Source organism: Klebsiella sp. CN_Kp091 (assembly GCF_040065095.1).
Classification (GTDB): domain Bacteria; phylum Pseudomonadota; class Gammaproteobacteria; order Enterobacterales; family Enterobacteriaceae; genus Klebsiella; species Klebsiella aerogenes.
The window spans coordinates 60,789-80,406 of sequence record NZ_JBEAIO010000004.1; the positions used below are offsets into that span (position 1 = coordinate 60,789).

At 50.1% G+C, this 19,618-nt stretch carries 17 protein-coding genes; 5 read left to right on the forward strand and 12 right to left on the reverse strand.

The features are described 5' to 3' along the window. From ABLV17_RS03625 to ABLV17_RS03635, 3 genes are all read right to left on the reverse strand, one after another. Complete coding sequence (locus tag ABLV17_RS03625; RefSeq protein ID WP_348854087.1) at window positions 1-2,484, reverse strand: hypothetical protein; 2,484 nt, start codon at window positions 2,482-2,484, stop codon at window positions 1-3. A 33-nt stretch (window positions 2,485-2,517) separates the two neighbouring features. Continuing rightward, window positions 2,518-3,600, reverse strand: a complete 1,083-nt coding sequence (locus ABLV17_RS03630; RefSeq protein ID WP_271032096.1) for a glycoside hydrolase family 88 protein — start codon at window positions 3,598-3,600, stop codon at window positions 2,518-2,520. A gap of 350 nt (window positions 3,601-3,950) precedes the next feature. Further along, on the reverse strand, window positions 3,951-4,649 hold the full coding sequence (locus tag ABLV17_RS03635; protein WP_271032097.1) for an O-methyltransferase: 699 nt from the start codon (window positions 4,647-4,649) through the stop codon (window positions 3,951-3,953). Between the two features lie 149 nt (window positions 4,650-4,798). Here ABLV17_RS03635 and ABLV17_RS03640 point away from each other — a divergent pair, with 149 nt between their 5' ends. Together ABLV17_RS03640 and ABLV17_RS03645 are read left to right on the forward strand one after the other, a co-directional pair. After that, window positions 4,799-5,380, forward strand: coding sequence for a TetR/AcrR family transcriptional regulator (locus ABLV17_RS03640; protein WP_308957756.1), 582 nt, complete (start codon window positions 4,799-4,801; stop codon window positions 5,378-5,380). 188 nt (window positions 5,381-5,568) lie between these two features. After that, window positions 5,569-6,633: an iron-containing redox enzyme family protein gene (locus tag ABLV17_RS03645; protein WP_308957744.1), complete on the forward strand. Its 1,065-nt coding sequence runs from the start codon at window positions 5,569-5,571 to the stop codon at window positions 6,631-6,633. Window positions 6,634-6,668: 35 nt separating this feature from the next. On the opposite strand, the gene ABLV17_RS03650 is transcribed toward ABLV17_RS03645, so the two are convergent. From ABLV17_RS03650 to ABLV17_RS03690, 9 genes are all read right to left on the reverse strand, one after another. Beyond that, window positions 6,669-7,973, reverse strand: coding sequence for an LLM class flavin-dependent oxidoreductase (locus ABLV17_RS03650; RefSeq protein ID WP_213316640.1), 1,305 nt, complete (start codon window positions 7,971-7,973; stop codon window positions 6,669-6,671). A gap of 1 nt (window position 7,974) precedes the next feature. Beyond that, on the reverse strand, window positions 7,975-9,201 hold the full coding sequence (locus ABLV17_RS03655) for a nucleotidyltransferase family protein (RefSeq protein WP_308957743.1): 1,227 nt from the start codon (window positions 9,199-9,201) through the stop codon (window positions 7,975-7,977). Continuing rightward, window positions 9,198-10,271, reverse strand: a complete 1,074-nt coding sequence (locus ABLV17_RS03660) for an aminotransferase class I/II-fold pyridoxal phosphate-dependent enzyme (RefSeq protein WP_213316638.1) — start codon at window positions 10,269-10,271, stop codon at window positions 9,198-9,200. Before ABLV17_RS03660 ends, ABLV17_RS03655 begins: the two co-directional genes overlap by 4 nt. Continuing rightward, window positions 10,265-11,302 (reverse strand): alkaline phosphatase family protein, encoded by a 1,038-nt coding sequence (locus ABLV17_RS03665; RefSeq protein ID WP_308957742.1) that lies wholly within the window; start codon window positions 11,300-11,302, stop codon window positions 10,265-10,267. The genes ABLV17_RS03660 and ABLV17_RS03665 overlap by 7 nt, the downstream gene beginning before the upstream one ends. Next, the gene (locus tag ABLV17_RS03670) at window positions 11,299-13,425 is read right to left on the reverse strand and encodes an FAD/NAD(P)-binding protein (protein WP_213316636.1); all 2,127 of its coding nucleotides are present in this window, start codon (window positions 13,423-13,425) and stop codon (window positions 11,299-11,301) included. The genes ABLV17_RS03665 and ABLV17_RS03670 overlap by 4 nt, the downstream gene beginning before the upstream one ends. A gap of 14 nt (window positions 13,426-13,439) precedes the next feature. Continuing rightward, window positions 13,440-14,372, reverse strand: coding sequence for a putative PEP-binding protein (locus ABLV17_RS03675; RefSeq protein WP_213316635.1), 933 nt, complete (start codon window positions 14,370-14,372; stop codon window positions 13,440-13,442). A 27-nt stretch (window positions 14,373-14,399) separates the two neighbouring features. Beyond that, window positions 14,400-15,050: a dTMP kinase gene (locus ABLV17_RS03680; protein ID WP_213316634.1), complete on the reverse strand. Its 651-nt coding sequence runs from the start codon at window positions 15,048-15,050 to the stop codon at window positions 14,400-14,402. A 48-nt stretch (window positions 15,051-15,098) separates the two neighbouring features. Continuing rightward, a complete protein-coding gene (locus ABLV17_RS03685) occupies window positions 15,099-16,367 on the reverse strand; it encodes a hypothetical protein (protein ID WP_213316633.1) in 1,269 nt (422 codons plus the stop codon). A 107-nt stretch (window positions 16,368-16,474) separates the two neighbouring features. Continuing rightward, a complete protein-coding gene (locus ABLV17_RS03690) occupies window positions 16,475-16,684 on the reverse strand; it encodes a hypothetical protein (RefSeq protein ID WP_213316632.1) in 210 nt (69 codons plus the stop codon). Window positions 16,685-17,169: 485 nt separating this feature from the next. On the opposite strand from ABLV17_RS03690, the gene ABLV17_RS03695 reads away from it, so the two are divergent. Genes ABLV17_RS03695 through ABLV17_RS03705 form a run of 3 tightly spaced genes read left to right on the forward strand, consistent with a single transcriptional unit; the run spans window position 17,170 to window position 19,615 of the window. After that, on the forward strand, window positions 17,170-18,123 hold the full coding sequence (locus ABLV17_RS03695; protein ID WP_213316631.1) for a hypothetical protein: 954 nt from the start codon (window positions 17,170-17,172) through the stop codon (window positions 18,121-18,123). Next, window positions 18,108-18,446: a hypothetical protein gene (locus ABLV17_RS03700; RefSeq protein ID WP_213316630.1), complete on the forward strand. Its 339-nt coding sequence runs from the start codon at window positions 18,108-18,110 to the stop codon at window positions 18,444-18,446. Before ABLV17_RS03695 ends, ABLV17_RS03700 begins: the two co-directional genes overlap by 16 nt. Next, on the forward strand, window positions 18,443-19,615 hold the full coding sequence (locus tag ABLV17_RS03705; RefSeq protein ID WP_213316629.1) for an MFS transporter: 1,173 nt from the start codon (window positions 18,443-18,445) through the stop codon (window positions 19,613-19,615). Before ABLV17_RS03700 ends, ABLV17_RS03705 begins: the two co-directional genes overlap by 4 nt. The last annotated feature ends 3 nt before the right edge of the window (window positions 19,616-19,618 follow it).

Here is a 19,618-nt window from a genome sequence, read left to right on the forward strand (position 1 = left end):
TTACAGAGGAAGTTCACGGCTGCTGCCCACGACGCTCCACTGCTGTGGGTCCAGCGTGCGGTTTTCGGCGCTCACTCGTCCATCGGCCAGGAAACGCACCGTTCCGTACAGCGGGTCGTTCACTTCGATACTGCCGTCCTCGTGCTGCATCATGGTCAGGTCGCTGAAACATGCGCTGAAGGATTCCAGGGAGCTATCGACCCGATCGTTGATGCGAACCAGCCAGCGGGTTTGTTGCCCGTTAAGGCGTATTTCGCAGCCGCGGGTTGGCCCCGTATTCACCGTTTCAAATGGCTGATTGCCCACCAGTAGCGCCATACCGTTACCGCTGCGTACCGCCGCGCGCTGGCCGCTAATGACGACCTCATCAAACTGGCTTTGCGGCAGCCAGGCATGAGTAAAGCCAGGCTGATCGGCGTGCAGATTGAAAGTCAGCACCGCCAGCCCGCGATATTGCTGCACGCGCGGCAGCGTGCCGCACCCGCCCCAGTAAGAGGGGCGACCGAACCCGCCGTGCAGGGTCTCGCCTGGATGGTTTATCCAGATCTGCGCTTCAGGTTGGTTGCCAAGACGTAAATGGAACGGCGTCTCCTGATAGCCCCATTCTCCCCAGCGATAGCCGGCGATGGACCCCATCGCCGCATGGCGGTTTTTGTAGTGATAGAGTTTGGCGATCCGGTTGGCGCCCTGGGCAAAACACCACTCGATGGCGCTCTCTTTTTGCCAGGCGGCAACTTCTGCTAGTTCCGCCGGAAGGGTGAGCAGGCCATCACGCAGCAGCAGGGCTAATTGCGGCAGCGCATGGAAACGACAACCATAGTTACCTTTGCCCCACAGCAGACGCGAAATCGCCGCCAGTTCCAGAGAGCGTCCGGCGCGTAGGGTGTGTTCGTAAGAACGTCCCTGCGAGGCGGTCAGAAAACCCTGGTGGGCGGAGCGGGCAATCTGCGCCAGCAAGCGTGTGATTGCCGCGATGGCGCGCTGGCTTATTTGCGCGTCGCCGGACAGTGCCGCCAGTGCGGTTAGACCTTTTAAATCAATGGGGAAGTAGGGCGCTGAGTTCCATTCGGCCATTTCACACTGCTCGAAATGGTCCAGCCAACTGATGACCCGCGCTTTACCCGCCGCCGCCTGCTCGCTTCCGCTGCGCCCGGAACGAGTGAAAGTCGCGTCCGGGAAGAGATTGCCCGCCAGCAGCGCCGCAGTGTGGAACAACAGGGCGTGGTTCTCAGAGAAGTACCACTGTACATCGTTGCCGGGTTCGTCCATCCAGTAGCGGAAACGCAGAATCGCGTCATCGATGCGCCCGCGAACCTCCGGGTCGATCTTGTCGCCCCATACCGTCCGGCACCACAACAGCGGCACAAGCGTAAAGTCGGCACAATCGTGGCAGTCGAGCACCGACGGCAGAACGCCATCCAGCATTTGCTGGGTTTGCTCATCGTTCAGGCCGCAGGCCAGGCGCGCTAGCGCTTTGACGCTGCTGTATTCACCTTCATGAGCGACCACCTCCAGCGCTTCCACAATCCGTGCTTCCAGCGTTGCCGGGATCGCCGTCTGGCGGTCGGCGTGGCAGATTTCGACGCCCAGCGTGCGGCTAATCTTGAACCCTTCACGCTGCAGCGTGATGTTGAAATTGCGGAAGTCCGCCGGAATAGCTTCGCTTTCGGCAATGGCGACTAGCGACTCGCCGGCGGACAGTCGGCTATCGAGCGTGACCGGTTCATCCAGCGAGATAAAATCCCCCAGCACGTTGACGTGCAGGCCGTAGTCCGTCGACGCGGGTTGAGGAAATACCAGGCGAATGGTGCCGCGGTTATATACCGGATGCTCAAAGGAAACGCCGTCCAGGAGCTGTTCCATCTCTTTGACCTGCGCATCGGTTAGCGGCGTTGCCAACGCAATACGCAGCGGCTCGCCGGCGAGGTAGTCGAGTTGGAAAAAGAAGCGAATATCGCGTTCGGCTAAGTCATCAAACCACAGCTCCAGCTCATTTTTCCCCGCCTGTAACGACAGGCTGAATTCACGCTGGTTTTCCAGGTTGCGCTGATAATCCGCCATCCAGAGTACTTCTTCGCCGTTAAGCTTCAGCAGCGCGCCGCCGCAGGTGGCGAGGCGAAAACGATACTCGCCCGCCTGTGGGCAATCGAGCAGCGTTCTGGCCCAGGCGCCGACGCGGGTTGGGCGAAACCAAAAGCTGGAGAGATCGACCCTGTCGGAAGCAAAAGGGAACCACCAGCGAGAGTAGTTTGCGCTGGCGAAAGGCTGCGGTTTTTTTTCAGCAAAGTGCTGGCGAAAATCGTCGCGGCACGGGTAGGTATGTGGAATGAAGTTTTTATGTTTGCTTAAAAAGAAAAACGGGTCCATTTCGCCAGCCATCGGCGTGTCCACCGTGTCATAGCGTAAACTGGTAATATCGGATAGCTGCCAGTAGCGCACGGCGTTACCCGCCGTTAAATTAAAATTACTATATTCGATAGTCATTATTACTTTCTCCAAATAGAGAAGGAATCTATTTTATTTATTATCAGTCAGGCGCAAACCTTCGCTCAGGCATAATATTGCTAAGGCCTGCCCATAACCGGTAGGTTGTAATGGAATGTCTTTATAAAATTGCAGGGTGCGCCCCATTCGCGTGCCATAAGAAACATTGTGCACCGTTCCTGCGCCATCAATATTATCCTGAACAATCGCCAGCGCTTTCATACCCGCCTGTAGCCATCGTTCATCGCCAATGCCAAGACGGGCGCCTTTTAATAAGCCATAGCCAAAACCGGCAGTCGCGGAAATTTCAATGTAAGAGTCAGGATGGTCGAGCAGGGTGTGCCAGGCGCCATTAGCAGCCTGCAGATCGATTAACGTATTAACCTGCTTTTTCAGGCACTCTATCAGGTACTCCCGAACGCCCGCGCCTACGTCGGCTAGTTCCAGTAATTCGAGTATACCGACGGTGATCCACGCATTACCGCGCGCCCAGCGGGCTTTGGCAAAGTTGCTGTTCTCGACGAAGCTCCAGCCGTGGTACCACAGGCCGGTCTGCGGATCGTTGAGATAGCGCGCATGCAGCAGGAACTGCCGAACGGCTTCATCTACCAGCTCCTGGCGCCCGGATACCGTACCGTAGTGCGCGAGGAACAGTACCACCATAAACAGCGTGTCGTCCCAGATCTCCATGTCGTTAATGCCGTCGGAGACCACATGCTGGAAGCCTTGTTCCGGCGTACGCGGTAGTTCCGTCATCACGCGGTTTGCCCAGTTATCCAGCACCTGCTGGTAGTGCGGTTGCCGATGATGGGACCAGAAAAGCGAGAGGGGAAGCATCGGCGCGGTGGTATTGACGTTCAGGCCTGGTAGGCCTTTTTCGATATTTCCCTGAAACCACTGGTCGATAATTTGATATAGCTCATCAGACTTCGTATTTTCCCATAAACGTACCAGACCAAATAGCCCTACGCCCTGCGGCCATTCCCAACTGGAAAATGAAATATAATCGCCGGCGCTACCATCAAGATTGGGTTCATTAAACCGCCCGTTATCTTTTAATTTAGTAAATCCGCGCAGCAGTAAATCAATATTTTTATTCAGTGAACGCTTTTCCATTTTTTATTCTCATTCTCGCTCTAAGGATGATTTGGCTATAAGAATTAAATCACTACGCATTTCATATGCGCAATACGAAAAAATTTTGCGTTTATATTTTGTGAGCCTTGCCGATATTTTATTGCCCTGCGAGGACGTCGTTTTTTGCGAAAAACAGGCAGGAATTGTTGATAAAACAAGAGGTTGTTGGAACGATGTTTCACTTTTGATTTTGGAAGCGCTAAAATTTTTTGCGTAGTTACCAAAATGGCGTTATGCATGTCGAACAGCGATTAGGAATCACATGCTACTATTGAACCAAACGCCTGATTCATCTAGCCGTGTTTGGCGAACCACTCTACTCATAGCCACTATTCTGGTTCATCTATGTTCCCCGTAACTACTGCAAGGGCAAAGCCATCCCATCCTTTAGACCCTACTGTTTGTATGGCCGTGGCGGTAAGCAATGGATGTTTGGCCAGCAAAGAAAGAAATGTGCGAACCCCTTTGACATTGTCGTCTGAACTTTCGCTTTGCAGTATTTCACCGCCGCGAACAATATTATCGGCAATGATAAGCGTCCCAGAACGAGAGAGACGCAAAGCCCATTCCAGATAAGCGGGATTATTTTTTTTATCAGCGTCGATAAAAATGAGATCGAATGGCCCTTTTAGTGAAGGTAATATGTCAAGAGCCTGCCCAATACGAAGATCTACACGGTCGCACAGGCCCGCGTCACTCACATTGTGTAACGCGACCTCCGCATGCCGTTTCTCGGCCTCTATAGTGGTTACTCGGCCGCCTGGCGGTAGCGAACGGGCCATCCAGATCGTACTAAAGGCCCCCAGCGTACCTATCTCAAGAATACGTTGAGCCTGCATTAATGTGATAAAGAAGGCGAGCGTTTTCCCTTGCATTATGGATATATCATGTTCCGGCAAGCCCGCGTCGTGGTTCGCCGCCAGTATCTTGTCTGACATATCATCTGAAGGGGAAAAAAGGGTAGAAAACCATGCGTCGACTGCTAACCATTGTTCTGATTGTGCTGCGGAAGTGGGAGTACTCTTCACGGGATATCTTCCTTATCATCTGTTTAATCAGATTACTTAAGAATAGTTGTACCCAAGTATTTTGCAAACCAGCACATCTATACATCATTATTATTTTAAATTATAATATAATCTAGCATTTTTCCTTGTTAAGGTTGTGGGTAATGGGTATGAAATCAAAATATCACGATATTATTAATTCATCCGCTCTTCTTTTTAATGTTGAAGGTTATATATTACCCAGTATTGACAAGATTTCTGAAGCTGCCGGGATATCTAAAATGACCTTTTATCGTTATTTTAATGATAAAGAGTCATTAATCCGAGCTATTCTTGAAGATAAACATCATAAGTTTATTTCAGAGCTTGTTGCTATAACCGAAAAGGAAAATACTACGAAAGATAAACTTTTCGCAATATTTAATTTTTATCATGAGTGGTTTGCGCGTTCTTATTTTCATGGTTGTATTTTTTTTCGTGCTGTGGTGGAGTTGGGAAATAGCATGCCAGCACTCTGTAACATCGTTTTCGATTTCAAAAGTGATTTACTTAAGGTCGTGAGGGATATATTAAACGAATGTCTGAAGCCAGAGCCGGCTGAGCGTGTTGCGGTTATTATTGTTATGCTGATTGATGGTGCCATCTCGATGAGCCAGACAATGGACAAAGAGGCGCGAGAATATCCTGCGGCCATGACTGCGTGGTCAGCAGCAAAAGCTGTAATTTATTCTGAAGGTGGAGAGTTAGAGTGACAATCGCGGCGCTTGTATGCCTTAAACACCGACATTGATCAGAAACTCAGTTTTTTTATCCGACTTATTTAAGATTCTCATCTCAACAACCTCTTTTTACCCCTAATGATACATATGTGTAACATTTTTGTTGCATGTATGTTTGCGTCTGAGTAAAGTCGAAACTCTGGGATAGTGAGGGGTTAATCATGATAAATAAAAGTGAATCTTTATCGGTAATTGACAGAGATACAGCCTTAAAATTTGAAAATAAACTGGATGCTTTATTTTTTCAACTAATTGATAGTAATGATATTAATTCAATTTTTGAACGGCGGCCACAGACAGCGCAGCAGCTAATGAGCTTAGCGTCGGAAGCGTGTTTTAATGCCTTTGAGCATCAGAATGAAGAGGCGCTCCGTCAGGTTCACCAGGCGCTTTTCTACGCATATCACTCTCATCTCGCCGAACCACTTTCTTGTTCTAGTCGAAATCAATACCATCCGGTATTGTTGCAGGTACGTACTTTTCTTGAGTCGCAGTGGCTTTTTAGCGAAAAACGCCGTGTAAGATCTCAAGCATTGTTTTTATCTCCGGGAAATATTATTGAGGAACTTCAGCGACTATGGAAGAGCCATTCAGTTTCGTCTCATGCGCTGTTTGATTTTTTGGAGCATGAAGCTAATAGCCATCAGCTCTATTATTTTTTCAAAAGCGACAGTGCATTAAATTTACTTTTCTTTGATCTGGTCGCGATGACGTTGGTTGGTTCTTTCCCCGAAACTCGTGGTGAAATTAGTCAGAATTTATGGGATGAGATTGGACAGGGTAGCAATGAATTTACCCATGTAAATTTATATAAGGATTTGCTTTATCGTCGTGGTATTAATTTACCAGACGATCACTATACCCATCTGTATGACTGGCAGGGGCTGGCCGGATATAATCTATTTATGATGGGGGGCGTCACTCGCTGTCATTATTATAAATTGATTGGTATGATGGCAATGACCGAATTGCTCGACCCGTCACAATATGAAAAGCTTGTTAACGGTAGTCGTCGCCTTGGTCTTTCGGCGCGAGATGTGCATTACTATAGTGAGCATATCTCTGTTGATGTCGACCATGCTGATGGCTGGCTTAACAATGTCATTATTCCCGTCGCTGAACGTTATCCTGAGGCGTTGGAGGAGATCTACTTTGGCGCCCAGTTACGTTTGCAGACGTGTCAGGATTATTACGATAATTTGCTCAGAACGCTAAAGGCTTTGTAAAATGTATCCGCCGGGGGCCCGGCGGATACATTTATTTATGCCAGATGTTCGCGCAAGGTTGTGCCTGTGTATTCGTCGCGGAATAATCCTCGCCGTCTTAATTCAGGTACTACCCAGCGGGTAAAATCCTCAAACCCGCCAGGTAACCAGGGGGCCATGATGTTAAAACCGTCTGTTGCCCGTTGACGAAACCAGTATTCCATCTCATCTGCTATTTGTGCTGCCGTTCCCACGAGCTGCCAGTGTCCTCTGGCACCTGCAACATGTTGACAGAGTTGGCGAAGCGTATAACCCTGACGCTCGGCCAATTCCAGCAACAATTGACGACGGCTACGGCTGGCGTTGCCTTCGGGAAGCGGCGGAAGAGGAGCATCCATGGAGTAGGACGAGAGATCTACGCCACCAAGCTGCACCTGAAGGAGAGAGAGCCCCACGCTATCATCAATCAATGACTGTAGCCGAGCGTGTTTTTCCTCCGCTTCTTGAATGCTTTGTCCTACAAACGGGAATAGCCCTGTCATAATTTTTGGCGCTGGGCGACTGGCTAGCGCCGCGCGATGATGAATATCCTGATAAAATTCTTGTGCACAGGAAAAATCATGTTGTGCTGAAAAAATGACTTCACTGGTGCGCGCAGCAAGTCTGCGCCCGGCATCAGAAGCGCCCGCCTGAACGATAATCGGATCGCCGCCTGGACAAGCGGGAACATTCAGCGGCCCTTTCACCCGGAAATTTTCGCCACGGTGGTCCAGGATATGCAGCCCATCGACATTAAAAAACTGTCCGTTCTTCTTGTCATAACAGAAGGCCGAATCATCCCAGCTGTGCCATAACCCTTTAACGACGTCGCAAAACTCTTCAGCACGTTTGTAGCGATCGGCATGGTCGGGATGATTTTCCAGACCGTAATTTCCGGCCTCAAAGGGATTTTGTGAGGTAATGAGATTCCAACCCGCTCTCCCCTGGCTGAGATGTGCCAGCGAAGCAAATTGCCTGGCCAACGTGTATGGGCTGTTGTAGGTGGTCGTGGCGGAGGCAACCAGGCCGATTCGTGTGGTGACGGCACTGAGGGCAGAAAGTAGTGTCAGTGGTTCAAATTGACCCACGTAGCGATGCGCGCTCTTGCTGAGCGTCTGCCAGTCATCTCCTTTTACAGCCAGACTATCCGCCAGAAAAATAAAATCGAATGAAGCTTGTTCTGCCTGACGCGCGAATGCCATGCAGTGTTCGATATTGACCCCCGCGTTAGCGGGAACGTCCGGGTGTCGCCATGCAGCAATGTGGTATCCGGTTGGGTACCAGAACGCGCCCAGTTTCATCATCGAAGGAGAAGAATGCATATTATGGCTCCGGCTCAGGCGTGAGAGGTAAAGGTGATGATGCGATAACCGACTGTAAATACTCGATCTCTTCATCGCTGAATATACCCACACCGCCAAGTAAAAATGTGCCCGCTTGGGTGGTTAGTAGCCTGTAACGTCCCCTTTTTATCAGCCGCAGCGGTTGTGGATGAGAGCTCAGCGGTATGCCGTAAATAGGTATGGCGAAATGCATTGCCAGGCGAATTGCCCAAGGTCTATCAAAAATACTGTATAGCCGCAGCAAAACGTCGGCGTTCTGGCAAGCGCTATCGAGACGTTTTCGAATTCGGTTACGCCAGTTGCACTTACCTGATGGCCCACGTGTTCGAACTTTTTTCTCAAGCTGGAGTAGTTTTTGCGGAGTGGGATGATTAAAGCGATTAAAGGCCGCGATCAGTTTTATGACCTGCTCGCCAAGCTGCGCCTTATTCAGCGCCGTGACCAGCATATCGAATTTATCCTGGTCCGTGAGGGTCATGCACAGGCAGTAACCATCATAGAGATCCCTCAGCATGCATTCCGGGCGGGTGGCAAGTTCCATGAAAAAAACGGTGAGCATCATCGTCGTATCAGGCATGCAGAGCGGAAGCTCCCCAAAGCGTTGTACTGTGGCCTGCGCGTGCAACGTAGGCCAACTAAGTTTGTGGGCTTCATCGACCGCAAACTGACCGATATGCAGTTCAACCCCGCCATCTTCATTTCCTTCCCGATGAATGAAGCGGGCCAGTCCCTGCCAGCTTTTCAACTCTTTACGCCAGATAAACTGCGTCATAAATGGCAAATGAAAGCCATTATTAAGTAACTGGTTAGCTATATCACAGAAGACAGTGAAATCAGCCACAACAACATCCATATCTTTTGCGAACCGATCTATCTTTTCAGGGTAGAGGAGCTCATGGCCAAAGCCCTTCATTAACATAGCATTAGCGCTTTGGCTGAAAGGGGCGGCTAGTCGTAGAGCAGCGAGCCAACTGGAACGCTCCAGCGTATGCGTATGCAAAATTGTTTGATAGTTTTCCGGCAGCGGTAAGGCCTGATACTGCTGGTAGAGCATCGCGACGTGCGGCAGAATTTTATGGTTGACGGCGCGTTCGAGGCAGTGTTGCCACTGTTCTGCCGACAATGTTTGCGTCAGTTCTCCGGCATGCTGCGGATCAAACAATAAACGGCATAAAAGATGGTCGAGGGGGGCTTGTGCGATATTCATGGCGTTTCTACCTTCAGGGCCTGTTCCAGCCGCTGCATTCTACTGGTCTCCAGCGGTACGCTGAGACGTAACAGAGTGGCGGAGGCGTTAGTTTCCTGCCAGAAGTGGTGCTGTTTTCCAACAACTCCTCGTTTTTGCAGCGCGGATTCCTTGTCACTGGGGAGAAAAATATAGGGCATGGCTTCGCTGGAGGAGATCACTGGCCATCCGGTAAATAGACCGAGCGCGGCCTGCTTTTGTTGTTGGATTCGCGCGCGCAGGCTGGCTGTGCTATCCCCCGCCATCAGCAGATTGTGGGCGATCCTTAGTGTTAAAGACGGATTAAGTAAAGGCGGAATATGTTCCCGAAGCATGTTTTTAAGCGCAGGAGAGGAAAGACAAAACCCCATACGTAGCCCACCTAATCCCCAGGCTTTTGACATACCTCGTAGTACGATGATGTTTGGCAGACAGGCCAGTAAATGAACGGCGCTACAGGAGGGGGGAAGGTAATTGGCGTTGGATTCATCAATCAATAGTTTTATCCCCGCTCGCGCCATGGCTACTCCCAATTCATAAACACTATCCAGAGACATGACTGAGCCACTCTGAAGCGCGGGGCGTTCTATGAAATAGAGATCGCTTTCCAGACTGATAACCTGCTTTATCCTTTCCGCCAAGGGCTCGGATGCGATTCGTTCTGCGCGTCGCCCCGAATGTTTTAACCACCAGGGAAAGTCTGGATAAACTTCACCGTCGACGGCGACATGCCGTCTGGCACTTAGCGCGGGTAAAATACTCAATAATTGAATGACGCCGGCTCCACAGGCCAGCGAGAATGCTTTTTCCTGAACGCCGAAATAGTGGGCAACGGCTGGGGTGAGACGCTGTTCTCCCCAAGGATCGTCGACGGCATAATGCCAGGTTGCAGGCAGTTGTCCATTGATTTCCTCCTGCAGGCTGCACGTAATAAGCTCGTTCAGGGCGGGAGTAATAAAATTCCGTTCATCCTGCGTCCAGGCCAGATTTAGCAGCTCTGGCGTATCGTCAAGCTTAAGATGGTGGTAGGAATCAATAGCCCGCTTTAACATGGTGTCTCCCATATGGCATAAAAGACGTCGAGTTCGTCGGGCTGGCGTGAGCCATGTTCATACCGGTAGCCCGGAGAGGCAATAAATCGTTCGCCACGCGCAATAAGCAGCAGGTTGCCCACGCGAGCAGGCATATCATCCAATTCTGTGGCGTAAATGACCTCGGCAAACTCCCCCAGGCGATCGGTCAGGCGACGATGGAATTCGGCTACTCTGTCATCCGGGACATAGAACCAGCGCGTCAGACCTGCTCCTCCCATGGTCGCGCCGAACTGTTCGCACAACAGGTCAATCTGGTGGGCGATCTGCTCATCGTGGAGCACGGGTACCAGGCCATGATCGGAATGGGCGATGACATCGCAGCCCTGTTGCGTCAGAGTGCTGGCGAGTTCATCAATACCCAGCAGAAAGGCTGTAACGTGAGCGTCATAACCTTGCGTGTGGACGTAATGATCGATATCGATAAATATCCAGACCAGGGTTGGGACGTCTGTTCTCTCGAGCGCGCTTTTAATAGCGGTTTTAAGTGTTTCTAGAAGTGCCCAAACCGGTTGTGGTGGCGAAAGGGTAAAAAAAACGCTTCGGTCGATGATTTCCACACCATCAAGTAGGGCGCGCGTCCAGGTTCCCTCGATGGGGAGCAGATCCCCTATCACAGCTTGCGGTAAATAACCGCAGCGGCGTGCGTCATGGAAAATGTTGTCTGTGGGAATTGCCAGCGCTTCCCCTTGATATTGGCAAATATTGATAAGCGAATCCGGTTGGTCGTTATATCGGAACACGACGCCGGGAATACCGTGTTCTTCAACGCCGAGCCCGGTCAGGCTGCTGAGCCAACCAGTGGTTGAGGTGGCGGGAAACACTGCATGCCAGCGTTCTATGACTGGCGTTTGCCACAGAGTGTCAACCAGTTTGCCGGGAATGCCATCCAGGGCAAACACGATCTGGTGCGTGTTGCGCGACAAGCGAGCTCTTACACGCTCACGAAAATGCCGCTGGCTTAAACGCGACGCTGTTTCCACTTTTTTCATAGCCGCTCCGGTTCTGATATCGCCAACGCGTTTTCAGCCATTTGCGTCAGCAGGTCTGTTGCCCAGTTATTTATGGCGCTAAGGATTGCGCTATTGGTGTCGGGGCGCGCGGCGGCATTCTGGAAAAAACAGAGTCCTTCGGCGGGCGCCCCGAGAAACGTTAATCGCCTCTCGATGTGGTTTTGGCGATTAATAGGGTGAAAATCGCGGGTGAGGTCCAGGGCGCCCGGCATAAAGCGCGTTCCGTCGCCGCCACGGTTTTCCCACATGCGGACCAGACCTGTTGCGAGCAGGGAAGGGTAGAGAGAATTACGTTGCCGATGCGCATCGAAGGGGTGTAAACGCGCGCAACATAGATGGTCAACCCGTAGCCGATATTGTCGACCCGTGAGCCGATAACCGCTAAAGGGGCCGCAAGAACGGATGCGGGTGCCGCCAGGCGCGATTGCCACCCGGCCACTGGCAATCAAGCAGCCTAGCTTCTCCATCGCTTCTGTACCGGCGCCGTTGGAAAGCCGATTATAGTGGGAGAGCCAGTGGCGGATAAAATCCTGCTGAGAGGCGGGCGTCAGGCCTCCAAAATCTGTGGCTGCCGAGAAGACGGCGCGTAAATCGCGCCAGACGCCATCGCAGGCGGCCTTCAGGGGATTAGAGATATTGCCCTGTGCGGCAAAAGCCAGATCGCGTGCCAGTGCGTCCAGGTGCTCAGCTTTACGTGGCCGACGCCCCCGCGTTTTGGGATAGAAAATAGCCTGCCAGTCGAAGTAGTGGTGATAAATATTCCGGGCATGGCGCCATTTTATCTCCTGCCTGGGGAGCGAGCGCAGGCGGCTAATCGCCTGTTCCGGCGTGATGTGTTCATCTGTTAGCGTACAAACAAACGCGGCCGCGGCCTCCTGAACGCCCCGATCGGGGCATACTGTTCCCTGACAGGCCTCGTTCAGCGCAGTCGCCATTTGACGAAAATGGTCGTTCCAATAAGCCATTAGCGTCTCAACGTTGCACTGTATCTCCGATGCCGTATGTGTCAAAAACGCCTGATAATGTGGAGCGAGCGCCGCGCTGACGCTCTGCGCAAACCGTTCGCCAAACAGGGTCCGGTAATAGATCCACGCCATTTCCAGGACGATTAAGGGAAAAACATCCTGCCTGAAATCGATCTGTCGACAAACGGTGCCATCACCTAGCACGGTGTATCGGCCACGGTGGCGCCGCAGAGATGCAATTGCCTCTTCACAAAAAAAGTGTGGGCGGTGAAGATTGACTGCGGTTTTTTGGTTGCGTGCCCGGGCGGTGTAAAGCTGGCCGCTTCGGCTGAGCGTGATGATTTGCGATGGTTCATTGCCGCTGGCTTGATAACGCAAGTCCCCCTCTTCTGTACGGAGGAAACGGCCTCCCCGTCCTTCTGTCAAATGTAGACAGATGTCGATGGCGGTGAGGCCCATACCGCAGAGGGCGATGCTGCTTCCTGCGCCTACGCTGTTTAGTTGGTCCAGGGGATAGGCGTACGATGTATAACGTAAGCCGCGTTGATAACGGGCTTCATCCGTTTGCCAATGGGCGCGGCAAGGCGTATGCCCGGTCACAAAGAGCGCGTAGTCGGCGCGCAAACCTGCCGGCATTCGGGGGGTATGCAGTAAAAAATCGGAATTATTGCGCGTGACGCTAATAACCTCTTCTGCATGAGTCGTGACATCTATGCCGGGTAGTGCCCGAAGGGCGTTGGCGTAGGTATCGAAATAATCGCGCAGCGCGAGACCGTGTAAATATCGACGAGGAATGTCATGGGGCTGTAAATCAAATCGGGCATCGCCTGTTGCATAAAAACGTTGTCGGCACCAGTGATAAAAATTGAGGCGCAACGGCGCGGGAAGCAGCTTATTGGTCGTGCTGATGGACTCATCTGCGGCAAATGCAATTTGATCGACCGGGCGATTCAAATAGCAGCTTTTGCTCTGTAGATCGCTGTGCGCCATCCCTGCGCCAAAACGTCCAGTATTATCAAAGATATGAATAGATAATTGGCGTACGGGCAGATGGTTGGTCAATAGCACCAGTAGACGTTCCAGGGCGTACACTGCGCGCGGACCACCGCCGACGATTGCCACTACCATGTTCTCCATACGCATACCATCCATTATGATTTGGCTTTTTTATGCCAGTGCAGGCCTTGAATCGTCATTGAACTGGTATCATTAGCAACATCTAGCAGAGACTGGGCCCATAATCTTAGGCGCTTGCGGTTATCCTGTTTTTTAAAGTTCAGCATAAAGTCCATATCCTGGTACTCAGAAAAACGGTCGCCAAAAAAGGCCGGGAAGGAGGAGTAATGCACGGTAATGGCATCCATTCCAGTTTGTTTGGCAATTTCCAGAAATTCGGGCTTCATGTACCCCGCAATGCTGAGACGGCTGTCGCTTAGCGTTTGGCGCAGCGTCTTAAGCATGCCGATAATGGCGGGATGGTTATGGCGATCAAAACCACTACCTCGGCTGGCGCCTACAACCAGACTACTCAAATCATTCATGCCAACCAAAAAGTTTTCCAGACCGAGCCGCTGGATATCTTTGGCATGCCAAAGGGCGGCAGGGGTTTCCATCATGCATGACACTTTGTTGGGGAAGCTGAAGCGGCGCACATAATCCATGCCAAATTCGATTTCTGACATTTCGCAGATGTAGGGAAACATGATGTGCAAGTTTTTATGCTTCCTGGCGAGCGTAGTAACCACATCAAATTCCAGATCGAAGGTTCGTGGCAGCTCCATTGCACGGCGCATTCCGCGCAACCCGATAGTTGGAAACTCTTCTAATACATACTCGTCATAGCCTTCCAGCATATTAATTTCATTTGCTGGCGCGTCGATAAAACGGTACCAAACATCCTTGTCCGGAAAAGTTCGCAGAATATTTTCGATATATTCTTCCATGAGCTGTCGTCCATCGGGAGCCGTCAGGTATTTTCCGGCGCGGCGAAAAATATACTCGCCCCTCAATAGACCTACGGCAGAGACTTCCTCATAAATGCGCGCGTCGGGGAGTTCGCCGCTCAAAGAGACTTCTATTTCCATAATTGGCTCCTGATCAAATAATAATTTTCAACGTGCGGGTTCGAAGGTTGCAGTGATGGTTTGGGTAATCGCCTGAAACACCTCCGTCGTAGTTTTTTTACCGTCGATTCGTGTCCAATTTTGTTCCCGGCTCTGCCTGAGCAAAATTCGGTATACCTTGTTCATTTGTTCCAGAAAAAGGGCGTCGCTGCAGTTTGATTGGTTCCCGCACTCGTAGGGAGCATGAGTGCCATTTTTTTGCCTACGCCATTCGAGGATGGTATCCGGATCCACGTCGAGGAATATCGTCAGGTCGGGTTTAGGGAAAATGTCGGCCAGATTAGTCAACCATTGCTCATCAAGACCCAATGCCATCTCGGTGGCGACATGTTTTTGCCAGCCACCATCCAGAATCACAATCTCATCGTTTTGTACCGGCTGATGGCAAAGCGGTATAGCAAGCAGATTAAAGATAAACAGAGCCCGGCTTGCTCCACGCATTTCAGGCAGGATATCGAACATCAGGGTATGGTAGTCGCAGCCAAAATAGCGAGCTTCAGGGATGGCGGTGATGTTCAACGCATCTTTTTTCGAAATTGACCGGACTGGCTGAGAATAGTGGGCTTCCAGCCACGGGATAACCTGACGCAACTGGGTTGATTTTCCGCAGCCGTCGCAACCCAATAAGTTAATTAACATAAATACCTCAGGCTGGTGTTGTCCCGGCGCAGTGCGCCGGGGCCGGGATTAACGCTGCGTACGCAGAATGTCCTCTGCCTGCTCGTCCAGGCTGACCCCCTGGGCATCATTGAGCATTTTTTTAAACTGATGGCGTAGCGCCAGTGGAACCAATCGTTCTACATAAAAGCCGAGCTGTTCATCCAGGTGGTACTCCACTGGATTCTGTTCTGCCAGCAGAGATAGTCCTCTGGCCATTTGCTCCGGAAATCCCGGGTAGCTCGATTGCAGCGTATAAATGACGCTGTAGTACAGATTGCGCCCCAGGGAGAAGCAGGGGTAACGCGCTTCGTAATTGTCGAGGGAGTATTTAGGGAAACAGCCGTCAATGATCCGTTTCGGGCACATCCAAAGGGGCATTACCAGTGTCATATCGCCAATTTTACGAGCAGGACTGGAAGCTGGCTTTAATCCGGTCGTCACGCGATAGAGATTTTCACACAGCACATCTTCCAGATTCAGACCGGTGCTGATGAAGGTGGTATTCAACTCTCGCGCATAGCGAGTCAGAGAGAGACGAATCAGCAATGTTCCGAGGAATTCAAAGTCGTCACCGACAAAATGTCGCTCAAAACGATCAATAAGGCTTTCGCCGTCGGAAGGAATACCTAGCAGGGATTTAACTTCTGTTTCGTCAAAAACTTTAAGGTCGAGCTGATATTTTTCACACAGCGCTTTGGCGCGCGGCACGCCTTTATCCCAATCAGGGATCCCCATAATGATGACGGGATGAATATGCACATAGTCGCGGATGAGGCTCAGACCGTGCAGCATGGCATTACTGTCACCGCCACCGCTGACCCCCACCACCAGATGAGCCCCTTCCGGCAAATTCTCTTTAATGGTATCAGCAACCCGCTGGGCAATAATCGACTGACACTCTTCCGGCGTCAGTTTTTTCAGATAACTTTGGGCGCTGGAGTCGCTGTTTTGTAAATCCTGATAGATGTATTCCGTCGACTGTTGCTCGTCCTCTGATGCCGGCACGATGCGAAAATTCTCTGGCGAGAATTTAAAAGGATTTACGTTACGATTGAAATAAAGCAATAGTTCATCAGCGTTAAACTCAGACATGCTCTTTTCCAGGCCAGAGCAGAGGTGTAGCGTTTCGTCATCTTCATTACGCTGGTAGATAGAGACTGCAGACCACGGAACATTATTACGGTTGAGGACGTCAATTAAGCGCTCATCTTTATTACTGATGAGTTGCTGGCGTCCATGTGCCGTGACAACCGAGATTGCAGGTCCCTCTGAATTTAAAGATAACTTTGCTGACATTGCATCACCTCGCATTACCCTGAATAGTAAGTCGTTATAGGATTATTAGATTATTGGTTAAAGATGTATGATGAAAGTAAGGCCACATGGGAATGTGGCCTTGGTTTTTACTGTGCGCCGGTTTCGCAGCTGGCACCGCAAATAGTTTCAATCCCATGCCGTGAAGCCGGAATAAATGCGCGATTAGCACGCATTGATTCCAGCTCATTGACGGACAGGTCGGCATACTGATGATGTGCGCCATGTACGATCAGATTTACAGCTTCATTTTTCAGGTTGAAATTATTACTTGGATTTTGTTTTAAAGCAGTTTTCATTCTCACGTCCTCATTTGAAAGTGGAATACCGGTTAGGCTACATATGAGAAACAATCGCTCAACATTTACGTAGCAAGAATAGTTATATCTCTGTCGACTACTTTGTCAAGCAAGAATGTTACTACTTAGTATCGATGTGTCATCTTCTGTGATGACCATTGTTGCAGGCCATGCTGCAATCTCCGCGACTTCATCGTTTTTTCATCATAAAAAATGATACTTGTTAGTAACTTTTTATTTGACAATTGTTATCGCTGTGATAAGACTAAACTCCTGTTCGTTCTCAAATCTGTGAATGAGCGGAGCGTAATGCATAAACCTGAATGTTAATTAAGGAGAGTCATTATGAATACGAAGAAACTGAAGAAAGTACGTCGTGGTGGTGCCGCGTTGTAATTGTTAATGACGCGAATTAGTGGCACAGGGATTTGTGCCATTAATTATTACTGAATCTTATCGTTGTTGCCTTTCATTAGGGGCTGCTGATGATCTATTTACCCTCCGATGTGAAAATAAAGTTTTGTGGTCATGTTTTTTTATTTTATGTGTTTGAGCAGGTGTTCGAAATAAGTTTTGATGATGAAGTTCAATATATTTCTGCACAGCAATTGGCTGATGCATTAGTCAAAAAAGGGTGCGCCGAGCGGGATCAAACCCCTTTTTGTGAATATCTCATAGAAAACAATCTTGTTTTTGAACATACCGGTAGTTTTGCTCCCGTCAGCGAATTGGGGAGTACCGGAAATGCTTTTTATAACCATCTGTTTAATATAGTTAATAATAAATGGTTGTTAGAGCGGGGGGAAACTCCGCTTGCGCTGGCGCTGCTGGAACCTGAAAAGCACCGAGCCCTGCTGTTGGGCTGGACGCTGGAATATTTTCACGTCACCCGACTGGCCATCACCTCGCTGATTGGTATTCTTGGGCACAACTTCTCTCCAGCACTTGCTGCGCTTGCCCGGGATTTTGTTAAAGAAGAGCTATTTCATGAGCGTATTATGGCCAAAGCTTTTCAGGATACGCCATGGAATGACAGCCAAGTGTTTGCCTCGCAACCGCTCCCCTCAACGCAAGCCTATATGGATTTTCTCAAGGATATTGCTTTTCGTCGTCCTCACTCGTTTTTTGCCAGCCTGTTTTTCTATGAAGGTGATGATGAAGATATGCTGATGTTCTCCGAGCGAATTCCCGATATCCCTGGTTTTCGTCGGATACGTGACAGTCATCTGGCGCATGCCCGCATTAATGTTCAGGGCGATCACGCCAATTTTTCACGCCACTATTTCTCGGAAATCTCTCTGCTTACTCACGAGCAGCAAAACGAAATTCTGGATGATATGTCATATCTCAATTTCCTTTTTTATGACATGCAGGATGAAATCTATACGTTTTATCGTGACGAACAGGCGGTGGAGGAGCGGTTATGTATCAATCAATGATGTTTCAGATGATCAGCCTTGGCATTGCGATGAACGCGGATCCACTGGTTGATTTGCGTAGTGTATGGAAAAAAATGACGCTGCTGGAAGGCATCGAAACGCCGCTAAATTTTCAGCAACGGGCAATTGTTACGCGCGGACGGATCGCCATGCTCGACGGAGAGGGACGCTTTTTTGCTTTTTTACGCACGGTCTGCCAGTCACTCCCTGAGGCGCCCTGGCGGCAGGAGGTAAGCGAATTACTCGGTAAGGTTGATTTACCCGTGTTTATGGAAGATCGCGCGTTTGTAGCTCGCTTTTTGAAGGACCGTTCTTTGTCATGACCTTACTGATAATTATTACAATGCTGAAAGCTGTTGCCGAGAAAATAAGTAACTTTATTTTGCCGTTATGGGCATTTCAGCAGACTCAGTCCAATGATTTGATGAGCTATGTACGCATGTTTGAATACCTACCTTTTATGGTTTTAGGATTCATTATTGGTGCGCTGGTGGATAGAGTCGGCAGCCGTCGCGGTTTTACGTTAGGGACTCTGGGGCAGACAGCGGTGTTGGCGGTGCTGGCGTGGTATGGCGCTCCATCGCCACATTTGCTTTTCCTTCTGGTATTCGTGCTAATGGGGATGACGTATTTCGCAAATAACTCGCTCATCGTCCAGTCCCGAACTGCTTTACCTGATAACAGACTAATCACCTATAACCGCTATACGAATATGGTGACTAATGTCATGGAAAGCGCAGGACCCGCCATAATTGGCGCTTTATTGCTGGTATTAAGTTATACCCAGGCGCTGCATTTTTCTTGGGTGCTGCTGTCTGTCGCCCTGTTGCTTGGCATAATGACTTTCCGACGTCCGCCAGCAAGGGGGAAAAAACCGTTTATACCCGATGTTATATACGGCTTTCGAGCCCTCTATCGATTGCGTAATCTTTGGGTTTTATCGTGGTGGACGGCCTTTGCTAATGCTGTGATTGTCGTCTCGGAAGTCGTGGTGATGTACTGTGCGAAGTCGACATTTACCTTCACCGATTTTCAGGTCGGGTTACTTTTCGCAGTTGGTGGTTTGGGCGCTATAAGCGGATCGTGGCTGTCGGAACATATTGAGCAACGCGTGGGGGTCATACGGGTGCTGGCCTACAGTATTCCTCTAATTGGGCTTGCCTACCTCTTCACCAGCCTTCACGTTACGCCTGTAACCTTAGGCGCAATGTTGTTTTGCGAATCTTTTCTTTTCTCTCTCTATATTGTCTGCGTTCGAACCTACAGGCTGGTGGTGGCCCCGGCTGACGATCTCGGCAAAATTAATGGTATCACCGGCAGCATCTTCAAAATGTTCATCCCGGTATCACTAACGCTTTATGCGCTCTGGGGTAATCAGGTTTCGACAGGTGTGGTATTGGGAGTGATGGGAGGGCTGTTTGTGTCAGGTTCGATAGTGTTAGTGGCCTCCAACGTGCTCAGGATGCAGGAAAAATTGTCAGATAATTATTAACCG